The sequence below is a fragment of the Luteimonas kalidii genome (genome assembly GCF_029887935.1).
In the GTDB taxonomy this organism is placed as follows: domain Bacteria; phylum Pseudomonadota; class Gammaproteobacteria; order Xanthomonadales; family Xanthomonadaceae; genus Luteimonas; species Luteimonas kalidii.
The window spans coordinates 104516-127642 of sequence record NZ_JARXRO010000013.1; the positions used below are offsets into that span (position 1 = coordinate 104516).

A 23127-nucleotide genomic window follows, 5' to 3' on the forward strand; every position below is an offset into this window, starting at 1 on the left:
CGGGCGATACAATCGTCGGCCCGCACACACCCTGGGCCGCGCGGCCCGATTCCGCATGCAGGACCAGATTCTCGAAGCGCTGCGCCGCGGCGCGAACGACGAGGCACTCGCGCTCGCCCGTCGCTACGCCCAGGCCGAACCCGATTCCGCCTCCGCGCACCGCATGCTGGCGATGGCGCTGGGCGCGACCGGCGACCGCGAAGGCGCACTCGCGACGGTCGATCGCGCACTGGACATCGCGCGCGACGATCCGGACCTCCATTTCCAGCGCGCCGCGCTGCTGGCCGGCGACCGCGACGTCGAGGGTGCGCGCGCGGCGCTCGAACGCAGTGTCGAGCTCAATCCGAACCAGTTCGGTGCCTACATCCTGCAGGCGCAGCTGGCGCTCACGCGGGGAGATCTGGACGAAGCCGAGCGGCTCGCGCGGGTGGCCGCGCGCCTCGAACCGGAGCATCCCCGGCTGCTGAGCGTCGACGGCATGGTGGCGCTGGGACGGCGGCGTCCGGACGAGGCGCTGGCGCTGCTGTCGCGCGCCGCCGAGCGCGCACCCGAAGACGAGCAGGTGCTGCTCGGACTGGCGCTGGCGTATATCGCCAAGGGCCACGACGCCTTCGCCGAGCAGGCCCTGCGCCAACTGATCGACCGTCGCGGTGGTCCGCGGCCTTGGCGTCAGCTGCTGGCGGAGACCCTGCAGCGGCAGCGGCGCCCGGCGGAGGCGCTCGACGCGCTGGCGCCTGCGCTGGATCGCCAGGTGCCCCCGGCCACGCTGCGCCTGGCGGGTGAACTCGCGCTGGAAGCGGGGCGCGCGGACGAAGCGCTGGAATGGTTGCGCCGCGCGATCGCAGCCGATCCGGGTACACCGCGCGTGCTGGCCCTGGCGCTGGAAGCGTGGCGTCGCCTGGACGATCGCGAGGATGCCGTGCGCACCCTCGAGTCCGCGCTGGCGACGGCGCCGGACGCCCCGGCACTGTGGCAGGCGCGCCTGGCGAGCGTGCCGAATGATGATCCCGAGGCGGCGCGCGCCGTGCTGGCGCGATGGACGAGTGCACTGCCAGACGACCCCGCTGCGATGGAGGCGCGCATGCAGGTGTCGCTGCGCTCGGGCGACACGGACGCAGCGCTCGAACAGGCCAGGACGCTGGCGCAGCGCCAGCCAGGCCATGCGGGCGCGCACGCGGTGATCGTCGATATCCTGAAGGCGCGCGATCCCGAGGCGGCCATCGCGCATGTCGAGGCGATGTTGCCGGCGGCCGGCAGTGACGCGGCGCGCGAACGCCTGGGCGGCTGGCTGGCGATGCTTGAGGACGCGGCCGGTCGCACCGCCAAGGCGGCTGCCCGCTGGGAAGCGCTTGCAATGCTGCGTGCGTCGCGACAGTTGCCCCTGCCGCCCGTGAGCAAGCCCCCGCAGGAGGTGGCGGCTGGCGACTGGCCGCAGTGGAGCGCCCGCGGCGAGCCCGGCGATCCGGTCCAGTCGCTGTTCCTGTGGGGACCGCCCGGTTCGTGTGTCGAGCAGGTCGCGGGCCTGCTGTCGGACGTACCTGGCTTCCGTGCCGACCGCATGAGCCCGCAGTCTCCCGGCGATGTGTTCCAGCGCTACGTCAGCGTGCCGGGCCTGAGCAACGGCGAGCTAGATCCCGCACTCGCCGCGCAGGGATGGCGGGACGGCCTGGCGGCCCGCGGGATCGGGGACCAGCGCGTGATCGAATGGCTGATATGGTGGGACAACGCCCTGCTGCGGGTCCTGCGGCCGCACGTGGAGCGAGCGGGCCTGCTGTTCGTCATCCGCGATCCGCGCGACATGTTGCTGCAATGGGCGGCGTTCGGCTCGCCGATGCACATCGGCTTGCCGTCCTACCAACAGGCGGCGTGGTGGCTGGACCTCGTGTTGCACCAGGCGGCCGAACTGCTGGAGCAGCAGCTGTACCGGGCCACGCTGGTCAGGATCGACGGATGCGAGGGCGACGCGAATGCCCTGGCCGGCGTGCTGTCCGAGGCGCTTGGCGCGCAGTTGAACGTCCCGCCGCCTGCGCCGCGGCCACCGAATCTGCCTGCCGGCCACTGGCGCCGCTACACCGAGGTGCTCGCCGAACCGTTCGCGCTGCTGACTCCGGTCGCCGTGCGGCTGGGCTATCCTGAAACCTGATCCACGCCGGGAAATGCTCATGCAGATCCGCAGCGACAGTTTCGAACCGCGGGGCGCGATCCCCGCCGAATTCGCGATGGGTGCGCCGGACGGCTTCGGCGGCAACCGCAACCCGCACCTGGCCTGGGACGGCGCGCCCGATGGCACGCGCTCGTTCGCGCTGCTGTGCATCGATACCGACGCGCCGACCGATCCCTCGCTGGCCGGCAAGGCAGGCGTGGAGATCCCGGTCGACCATCGCCGTGGCGACTTCGTGCACTGGGCGATGGCGGACATTCCCGCCGACGTGCGCGGGATCGCCGCCGGCAGCGCCAGCGACGGCGTGCACAAGGGTGGCAAGGCCTCGCCCCCCGGGCCGGCCGGCGCGCGCCAGGGGCTCAACGACTACACCGGCTGGTTCGCCGGCGACGCCGAACTGGCAGGCGAGTACTTCGGCTACGACGGTCCCTACCCGCCGCCCAACGACCTGCGCGTGCACCGGTACTTCTTCCGCGTGTTCGCGCTCGACGTCGAGCGGCTGGACTTGGCGACGACCTTCACCGCAGCCGACGTGCTGTGTGCCATGCAGGGCCACGTGCTGGCCGAGGCCGCCGTGTACGGCACCTACGCGCTGCATCCGGGCGCGCACAAGTCCTGAGCCTGAGCCGGACGTCCGGCCGCATCACCGGTGTCCGTGCGTCGGCCGTGCATGCCGACGCAGGCTGACCACGTTCCGGCCCGCACCCGCCAGGCGGCAGACGCAGACCTGCACGGCCGCGCCTGCGTGCCGGTCCGGCATCCGCACCCGTCGCAGCGTTCCCGATCCTGCGCATGGAGGTCGCCCTGAGGGTCCGCTATCCCTTCGCCGGGCGCGAGCACGGTGCCGACGGCGCATGGGGACGCTCCGCAGGCGCAAGGCCGGACACCTGCCGTCCAGTCAGGGCGCGACCGTCTCGGACTCGACCACCATGTCCAGCACGTAGGCGACCGAACTGCCATCGGCCGGCGGGTCCGGTACTTCGAAGCGGTCGAGCCGCAGCACGCTGCGCACGCCCGGCGTGTGGGTGTAGCCCTCGATCTCCTGGTACAGGAACCGCCATTCGCCTTCGTCCTGCCGCAGGCCGGCGGCATCGAAGTCGAGTTCGCGCACGTGCAGGCACCGGTAGTCGGCGATCATCGCGTGCGGGCAGGGCACGCGCTGCGGCGCGACCTCGAGGAACACGCGCTCGCCGGCGTCGCCATGACGGGTGGCGGCGGTCGGTTCGCCGGTGAAGGTCAGGCGGTCGCCGCCGGCCGTGGTCAGCACCAGGGTGTCGCCGTCCCCGGGCGCCAGCGTGCCGGCGCCCGACAGGCGCGCGCCGATCGCCTCGTCGGCGGCCATCAGCGCATCGCCGCCGCAGAACTTCTTGGTCTGCGCCAGCGTGCCGACCTCGAACCGACCGCCGACGAGTGTGTACGCGCCCGACATCTGGTTGCAGCCGCCGCGAACCGAAATCCGGTCGTCGCTGAAATCCAGCTGCAGCGACGCGTCGGGCGCCGGGAACAGCGCATCGATGCGACGGCCCGCCGCATCCACCGCCGCGGTGAGGCGCCAGTGCGCGGCGGCCAGTGCCTGCGCATCGAGGGCGGCGTCGGCGGACGCCGCTGCCGGTGCGACTTCGCTCGCTTGGGGCGGGGTCGAGGTCGCGGGATTGGCGGGTGTGCACGCCGAAAGCGCGATGGCGAGCGGAAACAGGGCGAACAGGCGCATGGCGGGGCCTCCGTGGACGGACGTCGCGGCCAAGCCTACGCCTTCCGCCGGGACGAGGTCGCGGGATGTCGATCCGAGGGGCGCGGGTTCGTCGTCGGGACAAGGATGCAGTCATGCGAGCGCCACACGTCCGCACGCGCGCAACCCCACACGTCCATACCCAGGCCACAGGAGCGCCCATGCCACGCAAGATCTTCGTCAATCTCCCGGTCAAGCACCTCGACGCGTCGGTCGCGTTCTTCACCGCGCTCGGTTTCGCCTTCAACCCGCAGTTCACCGACGAGAACGCGACCTGCATGATCGTCGGCGACGACAGCTTCGTGATGCTGCTGGTCGAGCCGTTCTTCGCGACCTTCATCGATCGTCCCATCGTCGATGCGCATCGCCAGACCGAAGTGCTGGTGTGCCTGTCGTGCGACAGCGACGGGGAGGTCGACGCACTGGTGGCCAAGGCGGTCGCGGCCGGCGGCCAGGCGCATCGAACTGCGCAGGACCAGGGCTTCATGTACGGCCACGGGTTCGTGGATCCAGACGGCCATGTCTGGGAGCTGGTGCACATGCGCGGGATGCCGGCCTGAGCCGGACTGGAGCCGGATGATGGGCGGGATGGAGGCCGTGCGTTGAGCCTGCTCGGACTGCTGGCGCGGCGTGGCCTGGCGGCGCACGGGCCGCCACCGCGTCGTGCACCGCCGGTGGCCCAGCCGCCGCAGGTGCAGGCGGCCCGGCACGCATCCGCGGCGCCGGCCACGTCCCGCGCAGGCGAACGATCCGAACGCACCACCGACGCGGAGGCCGCGCCATGACCCATGCGACTTGCACCCGGTGCAGCGGCGGTGGTGTGATACGCCGCCATGGCCGAATCCGACCTCCAGCGCCGCATCGATGCCGTCTGGCGCGCCGAATCACCGAAGGTGGTCGCCGCGCTGATGCGCATGGTGCGCGACCTGGATCTCGCCGAGGAACTGGCGCAGGACGCGCTGGTCACCGCGCTGGAGCGCTGGCCCGATTCGGGCCTGCCTGACAACCCGGGCGCGTGGCTGATGGCGACCGCCAAGCATCGCGCGATCGACCACCTGCGGCGGCACCAGCTGCGGCTGCGCAAGCATGCGCAGATCGCGCAGGAGCTCGACGGCCTGCACGACGAACTGCACGCCGCGCGCGAGGATGCACTCGACGACGACATCGGCGACGACCTGCTGCGGCTGATCTTCGTCGCCTGCCACCCGATCCTGTCCTTGGAGGCGCGCACCGCGCTCACCCTGCGCCTGCTGTGCGGCCTGACCACCGACGAGATCGCGCGCGCGTTCCTGGTGCCGGAGGCCACGGTCGCGCAGCGCATCGTGCGCGCCAAGCGCACCCTCGGCGAGGCCGACGTGCCGTTCGAGGTGCCGCGCCGCGACGAGCTGCCCGAGCGCCTGTCGGCGGTGCTGGGCGTGGTGTATCTCGTGTTCAACGAAGGCTATGCGGCCACCGCCGGCGACGACTGGATGCGTCCGGCGCTGTGCGCACAGGCGTTGCGCCTGGGTCGGCTGCTGGTCGGGCTGGCGCCGGGCGAGCCGGAAGCGTTCGGTCTGCTGGGGCTGATGGAACTGCAGGCCTCGCGCGCCGCCGCGCGCACCGGGCCCGATGGCGAACCGGTCCTGCTGCAGGACCAGGACCGCTCGCGCTGGGACCACGACGCCATCGACCGCGGCTTGCGCGCGCTGGCCCAGGCCGAGCGCCTGGCCGCAGCACCGGGGCCGTACACACTGCAGGCGGCGATCGCGGCCTGCCATGCGCGCGCGCCCAGCGTGGAGGCCACGGACTGGGCCCGCATCGTCGCGCTGTACGACGCGCTCGCCGAACGCGCGCCCACGCCCGTGGTCGCGCTCAACCGCGCGGTCGCGGTGTCGATGCATTCGGGCCCGGCGGACGGCCTGGCGCTGGTCGATGCCCTGATGCAGGCGCCCGCGCTGCGCGCCTACCACCTGCTGCCGGCAGTGCGCGGCGACCTGCTGCACAAGCTGGGCCGCAGCGCGGAGGCGCGGACCGAGTTCCTGCGCGCGGCGGAGCTGACCCGCAACGCGCGCGAACGCAGCCTGCTGCTGGCGCGCGCCGACGCCGCACAGGCCTGAGGGGGCGGACGCCGCGGTCAGTGGTCTGCCGCCGCGCGCGGGGTTGCCGGATGTGCGGCTGCACGCCGGCCAGCGACGCCTAGCGCATCGAGTGCAGGCCGACCATGTTGCCTTCGGTGTCGAACACCAGCGAGATGAAGCCGTATTCGCCGATCGACATCTTCTCGCGCTCCACGCGCCCGCCCGCGCCGCTCACGCGGCCCGCGGTGACGCCGCAGTCCTCGCAGGCGAAGTAGACCAGGGTGCCGCCGACCCCGGACGGGCCGCCGGGCATCGCACACAGCGCGCCATTGGCGCCGTAGCGCTCCATGTCGCCCGGGAACGACCACATTTCCAGCCCGTCGTCGCCGCCTTCGGGCAGCTTCAGCGCTTCGAGCCGGATCTCCAGGACCGCTTCGTAGAAGGCGCGCGCACGCGCCATGTCCTGCACGTAGATTTCGAACCAGTTGACGCTGTTTGCAGCAGACATCGGGGCTCCTTTTCGCCGGGTGTTCCGGGCAGTGGCTGACGGGTCTGAACGTCGGGCGCGCGAAACCCTCCGCACCGCTCGACTGCATCGACGACGAAGCATGCCGGAGCGTTTCGACATGGACGTGGCCGCCGGTCGGAGACCGGACACGCGGCGGCCGTGCCCGCACCATGCGCGATCTAGTCGCCGGCGGGAATCCAGAGCAGCAGCGCCGCGCCCAGCACGATCCGGTACACGGCGAACCCGGTGAACCGGTGCTGCTTGATGTAGCCCAGCAGCCACTTCACCACCACGAAGCCGGTGGCGGTGGCGGCCGCGAACGCCAGCGCCACGTCGCCCCAGGCCTCGCCGCCCAGGCCGCCGTCGCTCCACAGTTCGAGGAAGGCATATGCGCTGGCGGCGAACATCGTCGGGATGCCGACCAGGAACACGAACTCGGTCGCGGCCGAGCGCCGGCCCAGCCCGGCCAGCATCGCCATGAAGATCGCCGCGGCCGAGCGCGACGTGCCGGGGAACACGCCCGCCACCACCTGCGCCAGGCCCACCAGCACCGCGACCGTCCAGGTAACGTGCACGCCGTCGCCGCGCCGCTCGGCCACGCGTTCGGCGACGATCATCCACACCCCGCCGAGGATCAGCGCCCACGCGATCGGGGTCACGGTCTCGGGCAGTTCCCAGCCCGCCAGCCGGACCGGCAGGCCCACCAGCGCGGTGACCAGGAATGCGGCCGCCAGCTTCAGCGCGTAGTCGCGGTGGGCCGGGTCGCCCAGGCCGGTGGCCAGCGCCCAGATCCGCTGCCGGAACACCAGCGTGATCGCCAGGATCGCGCCGGCCTGGATCACGATGTTGAAGAAGTCCGAACGCGCGCCCAGCCAGTGCTGGGCGATCAGCAGGTGGCCGGTGCTCGAGACCGGGAGGAATTCGGTCAGCCCTTCGAGGATGCCCAGCAACAGGGCGGACAGCGGATCGGACATGGGCATCGGCTCGCGCAGGGGCGGGCAGGATACCGGATCGCCCCTGCGGGTCCGGGGACCGGCACGATCAGCGGCCCCACATGTGGTCGCAGGCCTCGTTGGCCGCGCGCAACCCCGACAGCACCGCGCCTTCCATGAAACCCTGCCATTCGTAGAAGCTGCTGGTGTGGTCGCCGGCGAACATCACGTTCTCCACCGCCGTCGCCTCGGTATGCGCCAGGGTGGTGAAGTAGCCCGGTTGCGGCCGCGGCACGGCGCCACGGCTGAGGGGGTTGACGCTCCAGTTCTCGCTGATGGCCAGCAGGCGGCCGCGACGGTCGCGGCTGGCGGCCGCGGCCGCCCCCGGCAGTACGCGGTCGAGCGAAGCCACGAACGTGGCCGCGTCCAGCTGCACGCTCGCGGGCCGCAGCGCGCGCGCGGCCTGCCCGCCCAGCTGCTGGGAGAGCACCGCGCCGCTTCGGCCGCTGTGCGTGGGATTCGTTTCCCAGGTGTGCTGCAGGTGCGGCAGGTCGGTGCTCCCGCTGCCGCTGGCGCCCTGCGCGCGCCAGTAGGGGGACCGGAAGCCCACGAGCAGCCGCCCGGCATCGCCCATCTCCGCGTTGGCGATCGCGCGGCGCTTGTCCGGCGGCAGCGCGATACCGCCGCCGAACTCCACCTCACGCAGCACGGTGAAGGGCAGCGCCAGCACCACCGCATCGTAGTCGCGCTGTACATAGTGACCGCCGACTTCGAAGGTCAGCCGCAGGGCACCGCCGAAGCGACGGTCCAGCGCCACCAGCCGGTGCCCGTGCTCGACCGGTTGCGGCAGGCGGCCCGCCAGGCCGGTGGCGATCAGGTCGTTTCCGCCGGCCACGCGCAGCGACCCACCGCTGCGGGGGCCGTAGCCGAACTTGCCGCGGCGGTCGTGGTGGACGAAGCGCAGGAAGCCCAGTGCGCTCACCTCGTCCAGCTCGCTGCCGAACTCGCCCTGCACCGCATTGCCCAGCACGCTGCGCAGCAGGCCGCTGGCACCGTACAGGTCGAGATATTCGGCCAGGGTCATGAAATCCAGCGCTTCGGCACGCGGATCGAAGCGACGCGCGTCCGGCGTACCGAGCGTGGTCAGGTCCTCCTGGATGAAATCGGCGAACGCGCGCAGTTCCGCGGCGATCTCGCCTTCCCCATGGCGCTGGCCGGCGAAATGATGGAAGGCGTGGCCGGCGTCGCCGTCCACCGGTTCGAGCGCCAGGTCCAGCGCGCGCGCATAGCCCAGCATGGCGTGGTGCGAGGCACCGATGAACTCGGCGCCGCGTTCGGCCACCTGCCCGGGGAACAGGCCGCGCGCCGACCAGCAACGGCCGCCGACGCGCTGCGCCGCCTCGAACACGCGCGCCGGCACCCCCTGGCGCGCCAGCTCGGTGGCACAGGCCAGTCCGGCCAGCCCGGCGCCGACCACCGCCACGCCGCGCGTGTTGGTCAGGCGCGCATAGAACTCGCGCGCATCGCGCGGGCCCGCGGCCAGGAGAGGCGTCGCGAGCGTGCCGGCGCCGGCGGCGGTCGCGCCGGCCAGCCCGGCCTGCAGCACGCGTCGGCGCCCGCCATCCCGGGGCGTTCCCGCACGCAGGGTCGTCGCGTCGTCATCGCCGTGATGGCCGGTCCGTTCCCGCCGGACCAGCCGCAATACCTGTGCCATCCAATTCGAACGCACCATGCCCGTTTCCCCTCGACGATGGAGCGTCCGTGGCGGATCGACGCCGCGGACGCGTGGACCGACCGCGGAGCGGCCCGGCCTGTCGCCCCGGAGGGCGACGAGGCACGGCGCTCAGCGTCCGCTCTGGAACATCAACTGCACGGCGTTGTCGCGCTGCTCCCCGCTGCCGACGACGCCACGATAGTCGACCTGGATGGAGTAGCGCCCGAGGTCGAACAGCAGGCCCAGGCCGAGCATCAGCCGGCTGCGGTCGAACCCGTCCACCTCGGTCAGGTAGACCGGCCCCAGCCCGTCGGCATAGCGCATCGACGCGCCGCCCCCGGCGGTCAGGTCATGCTGGTACTCGACCCGCAGCTGCGGCGAGAAGGCGCCCCAGTGGGTGCCGTGGCGGAACTGCATGCGCAGACCGAGGTTGCCGGTGGTGGTGTCGACGTCCTGCTCGCCATACGACAGCGCCCAGGTGTCGTCGCCCTGCTCGGTGTAGCGCGCGAGTGCGCCGCGCATCGCGTCCAGGCGCGCGTAGGGCGTGAACTGCCAGGCGTCGCGGGCGATGTCGGTGCCGACCGACAGCGAGGCGAACAGCTGGTCGCCGTCGCGCCTGCCCTGCACGGATCCGCCGGTGGCGGTGAGATAGCGCTCGAGGTCGAAGTCCAGACGCTGGTAACCCGCCAGGCCGTCGATGAAGACGGACCCGCGCGGCTGCAGGCTGCCGTACAGCGCCAGCGTCCACGCCTTGCCGCGCAGATGGGAGCCGTGTTCGCCGATCGTCGTGCTGTCCTGGCCGTAGCCCAGGCCTGCGCCCACCACCAGGTTCTGATGCAGGCGGGTATCGATGCCGGCGCTGACGCCTTCGGTCTCGAAGTCGAACCCGCGTCCGCCGGCCTGCCCGTCGAAGCTGCCCGAGCGTAGCGTGCCGCCTGCCCAGGTGCCGAAGTCAGCCGGCGTGCCGCCATTCTCCACCGTCCCGTCGGCCTCGCGCAGCGGCACGCGGTCGTCGCCGCTGCCGGCATCGCGCCCGCGCATGCGGTTGGACGCATGGCAGGGGTGCTCGATCGCGTAGAACCGGTTGTCCGGGCACTGCTCGCGGCTGGCGAGCGTGATCCCGTTGCGATGGCCACCGGCGCCGCTCCCCCCATGCAGTTGCTCCAGGCGCTGCTGGAAGTTGCCGATCTGGCTGGTCGCGAAGCGACGGGTGGCGGCCGCCTGGGCATCGAGCAGGCCGCGCACTTCCGGGTCGCGGGTCGGGTCGGGGCGCGCGATCACGGTCAGCGTATAGCGGCGAATGCCGCTGAAGCCGAGCGCATCGGTAGCGCGAATCGTCAGGTCGAACGTCCCGTCCTCGGCGGGCGTGCCCGACAGCACGCCCTCGGCCGACAGGGCCAGTCCATCCGGCAGCGCGCCGGCGTCGACCGCGAACGAGTAGGGCGCCGTGCCGCCGCGGGCGCTCAGGGACTGGGTGTAGTCGAAAGCCTGCAGCGCCTCGGGAAGGCTCTCGGGATCGATCACGATCTCCGGCGCCGCCACCACCAGCACGTATTCCACCGTCACCGTGCCGGCAGTCCCGGTCGTGCTGTCGGTGGCGGTGATGGCGAAGGTGAAGCTGCCGGCCTCGGTCGGGGTGCCGGACAGCACGCCGCTGGCCGGATCCAGTGCCAGCCCGTCGGGGAGGGCGCCGGCCGCCAGGCCATAACGGTAGGGCGCGATGCCGCCGCCGGCGGTGAACGTCTGGCTCCAGGCCACGCCGCCGGTGGCGGCAGGCAGGGTGTCCGGGGTCAGCGTGAGCGTCGGCGCGGCGACGTCCAGGGTGTAGCTCGCGCTGGCAGACGCCGGCGTTCCGCTGGTGCTGTCGGTGACGGTGACGGTGAGTGCGTAGCGTCCCGCCTCGACCGGCGTACCGGTGAACGTCAGGGCCGCCGCGTCGAATGCCAGCCCGACGGGCAGGGTGCCGGTGAGCGTCGCCGTGTACGGGGCGATGCCGCCGTCGACCTGCAGCGACTGGCGATAGGCCAGGCCCGCGGTCGCGGCGGGCAGCGCACCGGCCGTGGGGTCCAGCGAGAGGGTCGGCGCGGCCACCGCCAGCGTGTAGGCCTGGTCGACCGACTGGCCGTTGGCATCGGTCGCGGTCACGGTGAAATCGAAGTTGCCGGCCCCGGTGGGCGTGCCGGACAGGCTGCCGTCTGCAGCGAGCGCGAGGCCCGTGGGCAGCGCCCCCGCGGTGACGCCGAACCCGTAGGGCGCCGCGCCGCCGGCGGCGCCGATCGTCTGGCGATAGGCGATGCCGGCCGTGGCGTCGGGCAACGTGGCCGGGGTGATGGCCAGGTTCGGCGCCGGCACCTCCAGCGTGTACGTCCGGCTGACGGTGAACGGCGCGCCGGCGCCGCTCGAGCCGGTGTCGCTTGCGGTCACGGTGAACGCATAGCTGCCCGGCTCGGTGGGCGTGCCGGACAGTGTGTCGCCGGAGAACACCATGCCCGCCGGCAGCGTGCCGGTGAGCGCATAGGTGTACGGACCCACACCGCCGCTGGCGACGAAAGCCTGCGAGAACGCGGCGGCGTACGGGGCTTCGAGCGTCCCGGCCGCCGGTGCGAGCGCGAGCGTCGGATCACCCACGACCAGCGCATAGACCCGGTCGACGGACTGGCCGTTTGCATCGGTCGCGGTCACCGTGAAGGCGAACGTGCCTGCGTCGGTCGGCGTCCCGGAGAGGGTGCCGTCGGTCGCCAGCGCCAGGCCCGCCGGCAGCGCGCCCGCGGTGAGGGTGACCGCGTACGGCGCCACGCCGCCGCTGACGTCGATGGACTGCAGGTAGTCCATGCCGGCGACCGCGTCCGGCAACGTCGCCGGGGTGATCGCCAGCGTGGGCGAAGCGACCACCAGCGTGTACGCCTGGCCGACGGTGAACGGCGCGCCGGCGCCGCTCGAGCCGGTGTCGCTTGCGGTCACGGTGAACGCATAGCTACCCGGCTCGGTGGGCGTGCCGGACAGCGTGTCGCCGGAGAACACCATGCCCGCCGGCAGCGTGCCGGTGAGCGCATAGGTGTACGGACCCACGCCGCCGCTGGCGCTGAAGACCTGCGAGAACGCGTCGGCGTAGGTCGCGTCGAGCGTGCCGGCGCCCGGTGCCAGCACGAGCGAGGGCGGGTCCACGGTGAGGGTGAACACCTCCGATGCGGTGTACGGGCCATCGCCCGTGCTGCTGTCGATACCCGACACCGTGAGCGCGAAACTGCCGGCCTCGGTCGGCGCGCCGGACACGGTCACCGAGTCGGTGCCGGTGGCGGTGATCGCCAGGCCCGCGGGCAGGTTGGTCAGCTGGTAGCCGCTCCACGGGGGTGCGCCTCCGCTGAAGGTGAACGTCTGGCTGTAGGCGACGCCGGACGTCGCCGTCAGCGGTCCCGAGGCGCCGATGGCGACCGTCGCGTCGGACACGGTGACGCTGACCGTCGCCGGCGCGGAGGTGCCGCCGTCGTTGGTCGCGGTATAGCTGAAGCTGTCGGCGCCGGCATACCCGGCGTCGGGCTGATAGGTGATCGCCAGGCCGGTGACCACCACCGTACCGTGGGCCGGCGTCGTGGCGATGGCCAGACTGTCGGGCGAGCCGCCGGAGAGCAGCAGCGGCACGTTGGTGGGGCCGGCGCCATACGCCACCGTCAGCGAGGACGGATCCGCCATCGGGACCGGATCGGTCACCACCAGCGTGTACCCGCGGCTCGCGGTGTAGGGGCCCGAACCCGTGCTGCTGTCGGTGGCAGTCACGCTGAAGTTGAACGTGCCGGTTATCGACGGCGTCCCCGCGAGGTCGCCGCTCGCCGTGAGCGACACGCCGGCCGGCAGCGCGCCGGCGGTGAGCGCGTAGGTATAGGGTCCGGTACCACCCACTGCCGGCGCCAGGCTGGCGGCATATGCGTCGCCGAGGATGCCGTTTGCCAGCGTGGTGGCCGGCAGTTCGACCGTGGGCGCGGCGACGGTCAGGGCATAGGCGCGCGACGCGGTGAACGGACCCGGGAAGGGACTGCTGTCGGTGGCGGTCACGGTGAAGTTGAAACTGCCGCCCGCGCTGGGCGTGCCGGCCAGGACACCCGCGCCGATCAGCGTCAGTCCGGCCGGGAGCGCGCCGCTGGTGATGGCGAAACTGTAGGGACCCGCTCCGCCGGAGGCGGCTACCGTCTGGCTGTAGCCGGCGGCCACCGTGGCATTGGGCAGGGAGGCCGGCGTCACCGCCAGGGGCACATCGTCGTTGAGGATCGTGCCGGTGCCCTGGCTGACGGCGAGGCTCGCGTTGCTGGCACCGCCGAGGGTGACCAGGAAGGTCTCGTCGGACTCGGGCGCGATGTCTCCGTTCACCGGGACGCTGATCGTCTGCGTGGTCTGTCCCGGCGCGAAGACGAGCGCGCCGGACTGCGCGGTGTAATCCGTGGACGCGTCGGCGCTGCCGTTCGAGGTCGCGTAGGCGACGCCCACCGTCTGTCCGCTGGCGGCATCAAGAGTGACGGTGAACACCGCACTGGTGGTGCCCGAGTTGCCCTCGGTCACGCTCACGCTGTCGATCGAGAGGGCGGGCAGCGGATCGTCGTTGAGGATGCCGCCGACGCCCTGGGCGTCGGACACGGTGGCGCCGGACACGTTGGCGACGTTCACGAAGAAGGTCTCGTCCGGTTCGTTCGCCGTGTCGCCGTTGACCTGCACGGCGAACGTGTAGGTGCTGCTGCCGGCGGGAATGGTCTGTCCGGACAGGCTGCGCGCCACGTAGTCGCTGCCGGCGCTCGCGGTGCCGTCCGCGGTGAGGATGTCGAACGCGACGCCGCCGGGGCCCGCGGGTGCGTCCAGGCTGACCGTGAAGGTGAAGGCGGCGTTGCCCGCATCGCCTTCGTTCGCGCTCACGTCGCCGATCGCCAGTGCGGGCAGGTCGTCGTTGAGGACGGTGCCGGTGGCGATCGCCGGGGTGCCGACGGTGTATCCGATGCCGGTCCCGAGGGTGATCGTCACCGTCTCGTCGGCCTCGATGACGAGGTCGGTGGTGGGCTCGACCACGATCGTGCCGGTGGTGGCGCCGGCGGCGATCACCAGGGGCGAGGGCGTGCCGTCGTAGTCGACGCCGGCCGTGGCGGTGCCCGACCGGGTGAAGTTCACCGACAGCGGGGCGAACGCGGCCTGGTCCAGCGAGACGGTATAGAGCAGATCCTGGGCGCCGTCCTCGCTCACCGCGGTGGGCGAGACCGAAATGGACACGCTCGGGACATCGTCGTCGACGATGGTGCCGGTGGCGCTGGCCGGCGTGCCTACCGTGTAGCCGGTGCCGGTGGTGACGGTGACCGCCACCGTCTCGTCCGCCTCGACGATGCCGTCGGCGGTCGGTGTGACGACGAGCGTGGCAGTGGTCGCGCCAGCGGGGATGGTGACGGTGGGCGTGTTGCCGGTGTAGTCCACACCGCCGGTGGCGGTGCCGCCGATGCCGAGGTTGACCACCGTCGCAGAGGACAGTGCCGCGCTGCGGGTCACGGTGTAGACGAAGCTGCCGCCGGAATCCTCATCGACGCTGGCCGGCGCGACCGCGATCGACACCTCCGGTGCGGACGCGACCGTGAGCGTGTACGACTCCAGCTCGAAGTACTGGCCGGCCCCCGTGCTCGAGTCGGTCACGCGCAGCGTGACCGGATAGGCTCCCGGTGCCGCGTTCGTGAGTCCACTGACCAGGCCTGCTGACGAGATCGAGATTCCGGCCGGCAGCGAGCCGGTTTCCAGCTGGTAGGTATGCGGCGCGACGCCGCCGCTGGTCGACAGCGACTGCGAGAACGCCGAGCCCTGGACGGCAGTGCCGGCAGCGGGAGCAAGCGAGAGCGCCGGGTTCTGCACGCTGCCGCTGTAACCCCGTACGACCGCTTCGCCGAGCGCGTCCTCGACGCGCACTTCGAAGGTGTAGCCGCCGCGTTGGGTCGGGGTGCCGGACAGCACGCCCGCACCGGTCAGGCTGAGGCCGGTGGGCAGGGTGCCGCTGCTCAGGGACCAGGTGTACGGTTCGGTACCACCCGAGGCAGTAAAGGTCTGGCTGACGGGGGTACCGGCAGTCAGTGTGGGCAGGCTCGTTGGTGAGACGACGATCGCGGAGGTGGGTGCGGAAATCGTGAGGTCGACGCGTACCGTGCCGGATTCGTCGTCTTCCAGCCAGATGGTGTCGCTACCGCCACCCGCGGGAGTGACCGCGTTATGCGCGTAGGTGAGCGACTGTGATCCGCCGGTACCGGGGCCCAGTGTCACGGTACCGTGTTGTGCGGGCGGGGCGATGGGGCCACTGACGCCTCCGAAGCCGCTCTGGCAGTTCGTGACGTCCACGATCACGGATCCACCCCATGCGACCGTGGCGGTCAGGGGTGCAGGACAGTAGATCGACGTTTGCGCTTGAGCCGACGCGGGCCAGAGCAGTCCTGCCAGAAGCGCCAGGCAAGCAAGATGAAGCACGCCGGTAACGGCGCGCTGGCCAGAAACGTGTTGCATGAGTGTCGCCCCCTGTTGCGCCGGGCATCGATGCCCGGTCGACCCGTTCGTCCCTGGCAGGCGCTGCTGTCGATCCCCGACTTGTCCCGCGTCTGCACCCCTGGTGCGCGGCATTACAACAGCATTCGCGAACGATGGCACGTCGCGCGTGCGCCGCCCCTGTTCAGGGACCTGCATTTGCGTCTAGGCTACGCGGGGCCGACGCCGTCCGCGTCCGCACGGGGAAGCACAGCGATGAGCGAATTCTTCATCGGCCAGATCATGATGTCCGCGTTCGGTTACGCGCCGAAGTTCTTCGCGCATTGCAACGGACAGCTGTTGCCGATCAACCAGAACCAGGCGCTGTTCTCGTTGCTGGGCACCCAGTACGGCGGCAACGGCTCCACCAACTTCGCGCTGCCCGACCTGCGCGGCCGCACACCGGTCGGCTACCCCAGTTCGGTGGACCCGGCCTGGCAGCCGGCGCCGACCCCGATCGGGGGCATCGGGGGCGTCGAAAGCGTGGCCCTGTTGCCGACCCACATGCCACCGCACTCGCATCAGGTGGCCGCGTCCTCGGCCGCGGGCAACAGCCGCGTTCCCACCGGACGCACGTTCGCCACCAGCACCAACAGCAACGGCAACGCGATCGCGCTCTACGCGGGAGCCTCCGGACCGGTGGTGGCGCTGGATGCGCAGACGGTGGTGCCGTCGGGAGGTGGGCAGGCCCATCCGAACATGCAGCCCTACACGGGCATCAATTTCTGCATCGCGCTGTCGGGCATCTTCCCGTCGCGCAACTGATCGGCGCGCGATCGTCGTCGCGGGAACGCGAAGACGGTCCACTCCCGGAGCACAGGTGACATGAGCCAACCCTTCATCGGCGAGATCCGGATGTTCGGCTTCTCGCGTACGCCGATCGGATGGCAGGCCTGCGATGGCAGCCTGCTGTCGATCGCCGAGTACGACGCGCTGTTCACGCTGATCGGAACGACGTACGGCGGCGACGGAATGAACTCGTTCGCCGTCCCGGACCTGCGTGGACGGGTGCCGGTGCACCAGGGTCAGGGCCCCGGCCTGACGACGCGTGTCCTGGGCGAGCTGGCCGGCGCCGAGCAGGTCACGCTGATCGCCACGCAGATGCCGGCGCACAGCCACTCGATGATCGCGACCACGGCCGCCGCCAGTGCGATCACCCCCGGCAGTGCGCTGCTGCCCGGCGCCGTCAGCGGAGACACCTTCTACGTCGACAGCACAACAGGGAACAACGCGGTCGCCATGTCGGCGCAGATGGTCACTGCAGCCGGAAACGGCTTCCCACACGAGAACTGCATGCCGACACTGACCACGCAATACTGCATTGCGCTGTTCGGCATCTGGCCACAACAGGCCTGAGGACGAGGATCCCAGCATGAGCGAACCCTTCATCGGCGAGATCCAGCTGTTCGGCTTCAACTTCAACCCGTACGGCTGGGCGTTCTGCAATGGCGGCACCCTGCCGATCTCGCAGAACACCGCGCTGTTCTCGCTGCTCGGGACCCAGTACGGCGGCAATGGCCAGACCACCTTCCAGCTGCCCAACTTCGCGGGCCGCGCAGGCTGCCAGCAGGGCCAGGGGCCCGGACTGAGCCCGCGCCAGATCGGTGAGCCGTTCGGGACGGCGGACGTCACCCTGACATCGACCCAGGTGCCTGCGCATTCCCATGGGGTCCGGGCGTGGTCGCAGACTGCGCCGGGCAGCGGCAGCCATGCGCCGGTCAGCAACGGTGGCCTGTCGTTCCTCGCAAGCAGCACCACGTCGCGCACGTATGGCGCAGCGCCGCTCGATACCCAGATGGCGCCGAACATGCTGGTACCCAACAGCGGCGGCGGCGCCCCCCACCAGAACCGGCAGCCCTACCTGGGCGTCAATTTCTGCATCGCGCTGCAGGGAATCTTTCCCTCGTTCCCGTGAGGTTCCGGATCCCGTGAGCGACGCGTTTCCGGCGCCGCGCCCCGGCCACCTGCACGCGCCCGGTTCACTGGCCGCGCACGGAATCACGCTGCGCTGGCTGGACGATGGCGACCTGCCCTGGCTGGGCGAACTGTACGCGGACACCCGTGCCGGCGAGATGGAGCCGCTGCCCTGGCCGGGCCACGCCAAGCGCGCCTTCCTGCACCAGCAGTTCATGCTGCAGCATCGCCACTACCTGGCCGAGTATGGGGAGGCGGAGTTCCTGGCCGTCTGCCGCGATGGCGTACCGCTGGGCCGGCTGTACCTGCGCCGTGCAGCGCCGGTGCACCTGGTGGTGGACATCAGCCTGTTCGCAGACGCTCGGGGAAAGGGGATCGGGCACGCATTGCTTGCCGCCGCGCAGGACGACGCCGCAGAGCACCGGCACGGCCTCCGCCTGCACGTGCTGCTGTCGAACACCGATGCGCGCAGGCTCTACGAGCGTATGGGTTTCGTCGAGGCGGGCGGCGAAGCGCCATACCTGCGGATGGAGTGGCGCGCGGCGGCCTGAGCGCGCCGCGCGGGCGTCAGTTGAAGACCGCCTGGTAAAGGAAGCCGTCGCGGTCCTGCGCGACCGGCACCAGGAAGATGTCCAGTTCGCCCAGGCGCGGGTGCTGCATGCGGTAGGTCTGCTGCGGAAACAGCAGCGGCGATGCATTGCGGAACACCAGCGAGAACGGTGCGCGCGCCGCATCGGCGGCGCGCGTGGGCAACGGGTTGGCTTGCACCAGCACGAACGGCGCCTCAATCCCCTGCAGACGGGCCGAGAACGTCTCGTTCAGGCATCCACCGAAGTGTTCGAGCGACAGCAGGTCCATGGCATGCGGGGGTGCGGCGACGGGGCATGGTCGGCGCGGCTGGCGGCCTTGGCAAGCTCCGGATCGCCATTCCCCAAGATGGTGCATTCGTCACAAATACTTCACCAATCGCGTGCGCTGCAGCACATTTGCCACCGGCTGTGCTTTATCAATCAATCACTTGCAGCGCGCTTTGGCTTGGCACGGCGCTTGCGTATCCATGCACCAACTCTTCGCAAACCAGAGGTTCCACCGATGTCGCTCGAGAATGTCGAAAAGCTGATCAAGGACCACAAGGTCGAATTCATCGACCTGCGCTTCGTGGACATGCGCGGCGTGCAGCAGCACGTCACCTTCCCGGCGAACATCGTCGAGCCCTCGCTGTTCGAGGACGGCAAGATGTTCGACGGCTCGTCGATCAGCGGCTGGAAGGGCATCAACGAGTCGGACATGATCCTGCTGCCCGACGCGTCCACCGCCTACCTGGATCCGTTCTACGCCGACCCCACGCTCAACCTCACCTGCGACATCCTCGACCCGGCGACGATGCAGGGCTATTCGCGCGATCCGCGCGGCATCGCCAAGCGCGCCGAGGCCTACCTCAAGTCCAGCGGGATCGCCGACCAGGCCTTCTTCGGCCCCGAGCCCGAGTACTTCATCTTCGACTCGGTCCGCTTCGGCAACGACATGGGCCACACCTTCTTCCAGATCGAATCGGAAGAAGCGGCCTGGAACACCGGCAAGGACTACGAGGGCGGCAACAGCGGCTACCGACCCGGCGTGAAGGGCGGCTACTTCCCGGTGCCGCCGACCGATTCGCTGCACGACCTGCGCGCGGAGATGGTCAAGACGCTCGAGCAGATCGGCATCGAGACCGAAGTGCACCACCATGAGGTGGCCACCGCCGGCCAGTGCGAGATCGGCACCAAGTTCAACTCGCTGGTGAAGAAGGCCGACGAGCTGATGGCGACCAAGTACGTCATCCGCAACGTCGCCTTCCGCAACGGCAAGACCGCGACCTTCATGCCCAAGCCGATCGTCGGCGACAACGGCAGCGGCATGCACGTGCACCAGTCGCTGGCCAAGGGCGGGCAGAACCTGTTCTCCGGCGACGGCTACGGCGGCCTGTCGCAGATGGCGCTGTGGTACATCGGCGGCATCTTCAAGCACGCGCGCGCGATCAACGCGTTCGCCAACTCCGGCACCAACAGCTACAAGCGCCTGGTCCCGGGCTTCGAGGCGCCGGTGATGCTGGCCTACTCGGCGCGCAACCGCTCGGCGAGCTGCCGCATCCCGTGGGTGTCCAACCCGAAGGCACGCCGGATCGAAGTGCGCTTCCCGGATCCGCTGCAGTCGGGCTACCTGACCTTCACCGCGCTGATGATGGCCGGCCTGGACGGCATCAAGAACCAGATCGACCCGGGCGGCCCGAGCGACAAGGACCTGTACGACCTGCCGCCGGAGGAGGAGAAGCTGATCCCGCAGGTGTGCTCGAGCCTGGACCAGGCCCTGGCCGCGCTCGACGCCGACCGCGACTTCCTCAAGGCCGGCGGCGTGATGAGCGACGACTTCATCGACGGCTACATCGACCTGAAGATGCAGGAAGTCACCAAGTTCCGCGCCGCGACGCATCCGCTCGAATACCAGCTGTACTACGGCGTCTGATGATGTACGCGTCGAAGTCCACTGGTGCGGCGTCGGGACGGCGGATGTCCGGCCCGTCGCAGCGCGACGGGCGTTCGGACGGGACGCGCGGCAGTGCCGCGCAAGCGTCCCGTCCTCACCCGCTCGAATACCAGCTGGACTACGGCGTCTGATCCACCAGGAGCGTCCGGCGCGTGCCGGACGCTCATCCGATTCACGCGTCCGGCGCACGCGCCGGGCGTGCGGCCCTCCCCCACGCGGGCCGCGTTCTTCCCGCCGCCAAAGGAATCCATCGGCTCGAACACACGGAACCAGGGAACCAGCAAGACCGGACAGGGCCCGCAGAGCGCCCGCCGGCGCCCGCGCCAGGCATGGGGATGCCGCAGCGGGTGAGCAGACATGCAAGACCGGGGAGGGCTTTTCCATTTTTCCGCAAATGAGGAGCCTGTCATGTCACCACGCAAGATCGCAGCTGCAACCCTGTTGTCCGCCGGGCTGCTCATGGCCGGCAACGCGGCCGCCGAAGTGTCCGGTTCGGTCACGGTGGTCAGCGACTACCTGTTCCGCGGCATCACCCAGACCAACGAGGAACCGGCGCTGCAGGCCGGCGTCACCTGGAACCACGAGAGCGGGTTCTACGTCGGTGGCTGGGGCAGCAGCATCAGCTGGCTGTCCGATGCCGATCCTGAGATCTCCAGCCAGGTCGAACTCGACGCCTTCGCCGGCTACGCCGGCAGCTTCGGCGAGAGCGATTTCGGCTACGACGTCGGCGTGAACTACTACTGGTACCCGGGCGACTACCCGGCCGGCTTCAACGACGCCGACACCACCGAGGTCTACGTCGGCCTGACGTACAAGTTCCTCAGCGCCAAGTACTGGTACGCGGTGACCGACCTGTTCGGCATTCCCGATTCGGACGGCAGCACCAACCTCGACCTGTCCGCGAGCTGGGACTTCGCCGAAGGCTGGAGCGGCACCACCGCGGTCGGCAAGCAGTGGGTCAAGGGCGTGGGCGGCACCGGGACCTACGCGTTCTGGAAGGTGGGCGTCGACAAGTCGTTCGACAACGGCCTCGGCATCGGCCTGTCCTACAACGACAACGACCTGATCGGTCCCGACGAGACCATCGTGCTGGCCCTGTCGAAGTCGTTCTGACCCGCGCGACCGACCCATCCCAGAAGGAGGCGCACTGCCATGAAACTCATCATCGCCATCATCCGGCCGTTCAAGCTCGACGAGGTGCGCGAAGCCCTCGGCGAAGCCGGCGTGTCGGGACTCACCGTCACCGAGGTCAAGGGATTCGGCCGACAGAAGGGCCATACCGAGCTGTATCGCGGCGCCGAGTACGTCGTCGACTTCCTGCCCAAGCTCAAGATCGAGGCGGCGGTGTCGGACGACGTGTTCGACGCCGCGCTCGAAGCCATCACCAAGTCCGCGGGGACCGGCAAGGTCGGCGACGGCAAGGTGTTCGTCGTCGCGCTCGACCAGGTCATCCGCATCCGCACCGGCGAGATCGGCGCGGATGCGCTCTAACCCAACCTCGGAGGCCCAATCGATGAAGATCCAACTGTTCTCCGGGTGGAAGACCCGCATGCAGGCGCTGGGACTGGCGCTGCTGGTGGGCGTGGCCGGGCTGACCGGCACGCTCGACGTGCTGGCCCAGGACGCCACCGCGCCGGTGGCCGAAGCCGTCGCCGAAGCCGTGGCCGAGCCGATCGTCGACAAGGGCGACGTCGCCTGGATGCTGACCTCGACCCTGCTGGTGCTGCTGATGGTGGTGCCGGGGCTGGCGCTGTTCTACGGCGGCATGGTGCGTTCGAAGAACGTACTGTCGGTGCTGATCCACGTGATCTCGGTGTTCTCGCTGCTGGTGGTGCTGTGGATCGTCTACGGCTACTCCCTGGCGTTCTCCGGCGAAGGGCCATGGATCGGCAATCTCGACAAGGCGTTCCTGACGGGGGTCACGATCGACACGCTCGCGGCCACGTTCACCGACGGCGTCAGCCTGCCCGAGTACGTGTTCGTCGCGTTCCAGTCCACGTTCGCCGGCATCACCGGTGCGCTGATCGTGGGCGCGTTCGCCGAGCGGGTGAAGTTCTCGGCGGTGCTGCTGTTCTCGGTGATCTGGTTCACGCTCGGCTACCTGCCGATCGCGCACATGGTGTGGGCGACGGGCGGCTACCTGTTCGAGCACGGCGCGCTGGACTTCGCCGGCGGCACGGTGGTGCACATCAACGCGGGCATCGCCGGCCTGGTGGGCGCGTACTTCGTCGGCAAGCGCGTGGGCTACGGTCGCGAGGCGCTCAAGCCGCACAACGTCACCCTGACCTTCGTCGGCGCGTCGCTGCTGTGGGTGGGCTGGTTCGGCTTCAACGCCGGCTCCAACCTCGAAGCCACCGCCGGCGCGGCACTGGCCTTCATCAACACCTTGGTGGCCACGGCCGCGGCGGTGCTGGCGTGGGCGTTGACCGAGAAGGTGACCAAGGGCAAGTCCTCGGCGCTGGGCGTGGCCTCGGGCGCGGTCGCCGGCCTGGTCGGCATCACGCCGGCGGCGGGCCTGGTGGGGCCGCTGGGCGCGATCGCCATTGGTCTTGCGGCGGGCGTGATCTGCGTCTGGGGCGTGACCGGGCTGAAGAAGCTGCTCAAGGTCGACGACACCGCCGATGTGTTCGGCGTGCACGCGATCGGCGGCATCGTCGGCGCCATCCTGACCGGCGTGTTCTACGCGCCGGGCCTGGGCGGGCAGGGCGGCGAGGACTTCAACATGGCCTCGCAGGTCGGCATCCAGGCGCTGGGCGTGGTGATCACGATCGTGTGGATCGGCGTCGTCTCGGTGATCGGATTCCTGGTTGCGAAGCTGGTGTTCGGCCTGCGCGTCAGCGAGGAAGCCGAGCGCGAGGGCCTGGACATCACCACCCACGGCGAGTCCGCCTACGAGTCCTGATCGAAGCGGTATCCACCTCCCCCACGAGGTGCAGGCGGGCAGCGCGAGCTGCCCGCTTTTTTTTGGGCGTGGGTACGTATCCGGTGGGACGGGGCGGGCCGGCGCCCGGGGATCGCTCTCCGCTCGGTCAGGGCATCCTGCCCTGACTCGCGCGCAGGA

17 protein-coding genes and 1 pseudogene are annotated in these 23127 nt (G+C 70.5%); 12 read left to right on the forward strand and 6 right to left on the reverse strand.

Annotation, left to right across the window (positions count from 1 at the left end):
• Nucleotides 1–55 precede the first annotated feature (55 nt).
• On the forward strand, nt 56–2143 hold the full coding sequence (locus tag QFW81_RS05435; RefSeq protein WP_280577600.1) for a tetratricopeptide repeat protein: 2088 nt from the start codon (nt 56–58) through the stop codon (nt 2141–2143).
• Nucleotides 2144–2162: 19 nt separating this feature from the next.
• A complete protein-coding gene (locus tag QFW81_RS05440) occupies nt 2163–2780 on the forward strand; it encodes a YbhB/YbcL family Raf kinase inhibitor-like protein (protein ID WP_280577601.1) in 618 nt (205 codons plus the stop codon).
• Between the two features lie 279 nt (nt 2781–3059).
• Here the strand turns inward: QFW81_RS05440 and QFW81_RS05445 are convergent, their stop codons facing one another.
• On the reverse strand, nt 3060–3872 hold the full coding sequence (locus QFW81_RS05445) for a DUF4377 domain-containing protein (protein ID WP_280577602.1): 813 nt from the start codon (nt 3870–3872) through the stop codon (nt 3060–3062).
• Between the two features lie 179 nt (nt 3873–4051).
• On the opposite strand from QFW81_RS05445, the gene QFW81_RS05450 reads away from it, so the two are divergent.
• Both QFW81_RS05450 and QFW81_RS05455 read left to right on the forward strand, forming a co-directional pair.
• Nucleotides 4052–4450: a VOC family protein gene (locus tag QFW81_RS05450; RefSeq protein WP_280577603.1), complete on the forward strand. Its 399-nt coding sequence runs from the start codon at nt 4052–4054 to the stop codon at nt 4448–4450.
• A 273-nt stretch (nt 4451–4723) separates the two neighbouring features.
• A complete protein-coding gene (locus QFW81_RS05455) occupies nt 4724–5986 on the forward strand; it encodes an RNA polymerase sigma factor (RefSeq protein WP_280577605.1) in 1263 nt (420 codons plus the stop codon).
• A gap of 79 nt (nt 5987–6065) precedes the next feature.
• Here QFW81_RS05455 and QFW81_RS05460 read toward each other — a convergent pair whose 3' ends face one another.
• The 4 genes and pseudogenes from QFW81_RS05460 to QFW81_RS05475 form a co-directional block, all read right to left on the reverse strand.
• Nucleotides 6066–6455 (reverse strand): VOC family protein, encoded by a 390-nt coding sequence (locus QFW81_RS05460; RefSeq protein WP_280577606.1) that lies wholly within the window; start codon nt 6453–6455, stop codon nt 6066–6068.
• Between the two features lie 179 nt (nt 6456–6634).
• Nucleotides 6635–7429 (reverse strand): undecaprenyl-diphosphate phosphatase, encoded by a 795-nt coding sequence (locus tag QFW81_RS05465; protein WP_280577607.1) that lies wholly within the window; start codon nt 7427–7429, stop codon nt 6635–6637.
• Nucleotides 7430–7496: 67 nt separating this feature from the next.
• A complete protein-coding gene (locus QFW81_RS05470) occupies nt 7497–9119 on the reverse strand; it encodes a flavin monoamine oxidase family protein (RefSeq protein ID WP_280577608.1) in 1623 nt (540 codons plus the stop codon).
• A gap of 111 nt (nt 9120–9230) precedes the next feature.
• Nucleotides 9231–15206, reverse strand: a pseudogene (locus tag QFW81_RS05475) (putative Ig domain-containing protein); the annotation flags it as partial.
• Nucleotides 15207–15845: 639 nt separating this feature from the next.
• Between QFW81_RS05475 and QFW81_RS05480 the strand changes: the two are divergent.
• The 4 genes from QFW81_RS05480 to QFW81_RS05495 are packed head-to-tail and all read left to right on the forward strand — an operon-like array spanning nt 15846 to nt 18094.
• A complete protein-coding gene (locus QFW81_RS05480; protein WP_280577612.1) occupies nt 15846–16394 on the forward strand; it encodes a phage tail protein in 549 nt (182 codons plus the stop codon).
• 60 nt (nt 16395–16454) lie between these two features.
• Nucleotides 16455–16985 carry a phage tail protein gene (locus tag QFW81_RS05485; protein ID WP_280577613.1) on the forward strand — a complete coding sequence of 177 codons (531 nt, stop codon included), beginning with the start codon at nt 16455–16457 and terminating at the stop codon, nt 16983–16985.
• A gap of 16 nt (nt 16986–17001) precedes the next feature.
• Nucleotides 17002–17544 (forward strand): phage tail protein, encoded by a 543-nt coding sequence (locus QFW81_RS05490; protein ID WP_280577614.1) that lies wholly within the window; start codon nt 17002–17004, stop codon nt 17542–17544.
• 13 nt (nt 17545–17557) lie between these two features.
• A complete protein-coding gene (locus QFW81_RS05495) occupies nt 17558–18094 on the forward strand; it encodes a GNAT family N-acetyltransferase (RefSeq protein WP_280577617.1) in 537 nt (178 codons plus the stop codon).
• 16 nt (nt 18095–18110) lie between these two features.
• On the opposite strand, the gene QFW81_RS05500 is transcribed toward QFW81_RS05495, so the two are convergent.
• Nucleotides 18111–18401, reverse strand: a complete 291-nt coding sequence (locus tag QFW81_RS05500) for a DUF6916 family protein (protein ID WP_280577619.1) — start codon at nt 18399–18401, stop codon at nt 18111–18113.
• A gap of 234 nt (nt 18402–18635) precedes the next feature.
• On the opposite strand from QFW81_RS05500, the gene glnA reads away from it, so the two are divergent.
• From glnA to QFW81_RS05520, 4 genes are all read left to right on the forward strand, one after another.
• Nucleotides 18636–20045: a type I glutamate--ammonia ligase gene (gene glnA / locus QFW81_RS05505; protein ID WP_280577620.1), complete on the forward strand. Its 1410-nt coding sequence runs from the start codon at nt 18636–18638 to the stop codon at nt 20043–20045.
• Between the two features lie 429 nt (nt 20046–20474).
• Entirely contained in the window at nt 20475–21179 is a 705-nt protein-coding gene (locus tag QFW81_RS05510; RefSeq protein WP_280577621.1) for a TorF family putative porin, read from the forward strand.
• Between the two features lie 39 nt (nt 21180–21218).
• The gene (locus QFW81_RS05515; protein WP_280577623.1) at nt 21219–21557 is read left to right on the forward strand and encodes a P-II family nitrogen regulator; all 339 of its coding nucleotides are present in this window, start codon (nt 21219–21221) and stop codon (nt 21555–21557) included.
• A 22-nt stretch (nt 21558–21579) separates the two neighbouring features.
• Nucleotides 21580–22968 (forward strand): ammonium transporter, encoded by a 1389-nt coding sequence (locus tag QFW81_RS05520; RefSeq protein ID WP_280577624.1) that lies wholly within the window; start codon nt 21580–21582, stop codon nt 22966–22968.
• The last annotated feature ends 159 nt before the right edge of the window (nt 22969–23127 follow it).

Bases quoted from the DNA above. Each gene is read 5' to 3' on its own strand.
- QFW81_RS05435 (WP_280577600.1), top strand. From the start codon at position 56: ATGCAGGACCAGATTCTCGAAGCGCTGCGCCGCGGCGCGAACGACGAG.
- QFW81_RS05440 (WP_280577601.1), top strand. From the start codon at position 2,163: ATGCAGATCCGCAGCGACAGTTTCGAACCGCGGGGCGCGATCCCCGCC.
- QFW81_RS05445 (WP_280577602.1), bottom strand. From the start codon at position 3,872: ATGCGCCTGTTCGCCCTGTTTCCGCTCGCCATCGCGCTTTCGGCGTGC.
- QFW81_RS05450 (WP_280577603.1), top strand. From the start codon at position 4,052: ATGCCACGCAAGATCTTCGTCAATCTCCCGGTCAAGCACCTCGACGCG.
- QFW81_RS05455 (WP_280577605.1), top strand. From the start codon at position 4,724: ATGGCCGAATCCGACCTCCAGCGCCGCATCGATGCCGTCTGGCGCGCC.
- QFW81_RS05460 (WP_280577606.1), bottom strand. From the start codon at position 6,455: ATGTCTGCTGCAAACAGCGTCAACTGGTTCGAAATCTACGTGCAGGAC.
- QFW81_RS05465 (WP_280577607.1), bottom strand. From the start codon at position 7,429: ATGTCCGATCCGCTGTCCGCCCTGTTGCTGGGCATCCTCGAAGGGCTG.
- QFW81_RS05470 (WP_280577608.1), bottom strand. From the start codon at position 9,119: ATGGTGCGTTCGAATTGGATGGCACAGGTATTGCGGCTGGTCCGGCGG.
- QFW81_RS05480 (WP_280577612.1), top strand. From the start codon at position 15,846: ATGAGCGAATTCTTCATCGGCCAGATCATGATGTCCGCGTTCGGTTAC.
- QFW81_RS05485 (WP_280577613.1), top strand. From the start codon at position 16,455: ATGAGCCAACCCTTCATCGGCGAGATCCGGATGTTCGGCTTCTCGCGT.
- QFW81_RS05490 (WP_280577614.1), top strand. From the start codon at position 17,002: ATGAGCGAACCCTTCATCGGCGAGATCCAGCTGTTCGGCTTCAACTTC.
- QFW81_RS05500 (WP_280577619.1), bottom strand. From the start codon at position 18,401: ATGGACCTGCTGTCGCTCGAACACTTCGGTGGATGCCTGAACGAGACG.
- glnA (WP_280577620.1), top strand. From the start codon at position 18,636: ATGTCGCTCGAGAATGTCGAAAAGCTGATCAAGGACCACAAGGTCGAA.
- QFW81_RS05510 (WP_280577621.1), top strand. From the start codon at position 20,475: ATGTCACCACGCAAGATCGCAGCTGCAACCCTGTTGTCCGCCGGGCTG.
- QFW81_RS05515 (WP_280577623.1), top strand. From the start codon at position 21,219: ATGAAACTCATCATCGCCATCATCCGGCCGTTCAAGCTCGACGAGGTG.
- QFW81_RS05520 (WP_280577624.1), top strand. From the start codon at position 21,580: ATGAAGATCCAACTGTTCTCCGGGTGGAAGACCCGCATGCAGGCGCTG.